The 966-nt window shown below is 59.6% G+C and carries 1 protein-coding gene and 1 pseudogene; both read right to left on the bottom strand.

All coding sequences use genetic code 11. The annotated features are described in order from the left end of the window. Positions 1-311, bottom strand: a pseudogene (locus HLUSI_RS26865) (ribulose 1,5-bisphosphate carboxylase); the annotation flags it as partial. A gap of 11 nt (positions 312-322) precedes the next feature. Then, positions 323-862, bottom strand: coding sequence for a VOC family protein (locus tag HLUSI_RS0104035; RefSeq protein ID WP_016832757.1), 540 nt, complete (start codon positions 860-862; stop codon positions 323-325). Between the last annotated feature and the right edge of the window lie 104 nt (positions 863-966).

The following is a 966-nucleotide window of genomic DNA, read 5'->3' on the forward strand; positions in this document are numbered from 1 at the left end:
GTCGCCGCCAGCGTCGGCAGGTTGGCCCCGACATTGTCGATCGGGAAGGAAATTCGCACCCTGGCGCGACGCCACGGCCCCTGCATGTTCTGGCGTTGCTGCCAGGCGTTGGGCAGGCTCGGCGTCGCCACGCTGCCGAGCTCTTCCACCGACACCACGACGGCGCGCGCGCGTTCGCGCAGCTGTTCAGTCTCGCCCTGCACGCGCACGAAGGTGCCGCAGGATTGCTCGCCTGCCATGACCTCTGCGACCTGCACGGGATCAAGCGGCGTTTCGATCAGGTAATCCGCGTAAAAACGATTGTCGTCCATCGCATCCGCCATCACATCTTGCTCAGATCGGGGAAGGTGCGTACCGGATCGCTGCCATCCCAGTTTTCAGCCGATTCGCGGATGATGCGGAACACCGTTCCCTTGGGGCCGGCAATTTCCGACAGCTCAATCACGGTGCCGGGATGGTATTCGGTCTCAAAATAAACGAAGCGGCCGCGCTCGCCGACTTCACCGCTCATGCCGACCTTCCAGCCCTTTTCCAGCAGGCGCGCAAGATCGTTGTCGAAGTCTTCGGTCCAGTAGGCCAGATGCTGCAAGCCGGTGCGGCCGGCCTTGAGGAAATCCCGGTACATCGACGGCGCATCGTTGCGCTGCTGGATCAGTTCCACCTGCACGTTGCCGGAGTTGGCCAGCGCCACCGACGAATGGATGTCTTGCAGCTCGCCCTTGTAGCGATAGTTCTTCAGCGGCACGCGCTCCATGTAGTACCACGGGCCCACGCCCAGCACTTCGCTCCAGTATTTCATTGCCGCTTGTATGTCTTCGACGACGTAGCCCAGTTGTTTGATCTCACCCAGAAAACGGCTCATTGCTCACCTCTTTTTTCGTTTGTTTAGTTTGAATAATTGGTCAATTTTTACGTCAGGAAGCCGATCGAAATCCACAGCACGTCGCAGCGGCCGTAGTCTTTTTC

Source organism: Herbaspirillum lusitanum P6-12 (assembly GCF_000256565.1).
Lineage (GTDB): Bacteria > Pseudomonadota > Gammaproteobacteria > Burkholderiales > Burkholderiaceae_D > Herbaspirillum > Herbaspirillum lusitanum.

Bases quoted from the DNA above. Each gene is read 5' to 3' on its own strand.
- HLUSI_RS0104035 (WP_016832757.1), bottom strand. From the start codon at position 862: ATGAGCCGTTTTCTGGGTGAGATCAAACAACTGGGCTACGTCGTCGAA.